This window comes from Massilia frigida, from assembly GCF_011682175.1.
GTDB lineage: Bacteria > Pseudomonadota > Gammaproteobacteria > Burkholderiales > Burkholderiaceae_D > Telluria_A > Telluria_A frigida.
In genome coordinates this window covers 1-658 of sequence record NZ_WHJG01000160.1, presented here as the reverse complement: position 1 = coordinate 658, position 658 = coordinate 1, and the positions used below count along the sequence as shown (strand labels likewise).

Below are 658 nucleotides of genomic sequence, written 5' to 3'. Positions count from 1 at the left end.
TGGCCTACGTGATGTATACCTCCGGCTCGACCGGCAAGCCGAAGGGCGTTGGCATCACCCACGACGCCCTGGCGCGCCACACACGGGTCGCGCGCGATTTCTTCCGCCTCGACGCCGGCGAGCGCATGCTGCAGTTCTCGACCTTTAATTTCGACGGCTTCGTCGAACAGCTGTATCCGGCGCTGACCTGCGGCGCCAGCGTTGTCCTGCGCGGTGCCGACCTGTGGGACAGCGAGGAACTGTACCGGCGCATCCTGCGCCACCGGATCACGGTGGCCGACTTCACCACGGCCTACTGGTTCCAGGTGGTGCAGGACTGGGCGGGGCGCGGCCATACCGATTACGGCTCCCTGCGGCAGGTCAACGTCGGTGGCGAGGCGATGCCGCCCGAGTCGCTGGCGGCCTGGCGCGAAGCGGGGCTGTCGCATGTACGCCTGCTTAATACCTACGGTCCGACCGAGGCGGCCGTCACTGCCATGATCCACGATTGCGCCGGCCATGTGTCCGGCCGCCTGCCGAAACCGACCCAGATGCCGATCGGCGCAGCGCTGCCAGGGCGCGCCATCTACCTGCTCGATGCCGACATGAACCCGGTGCCGGTCGGGGCGGCGGGCGAGTTGTGCATCGGCGGCGAGCTGCTGGCGCGCGGCTACCATGG

Annotated in this window: 1 protein-coding gene; it reads left to right on the top strand. The window is 68.5% G+C overall.

Features of this window, described 5'->3' with window-relative positions; genetic code table 11:
- A partial coding sequence (locus tag F2P44_RS34490; RefSeq protein ID WP_167094601.1) for an AMP-binding protein occupies positions 1-658 on the top strand: 658 nt, incomplete at both ends.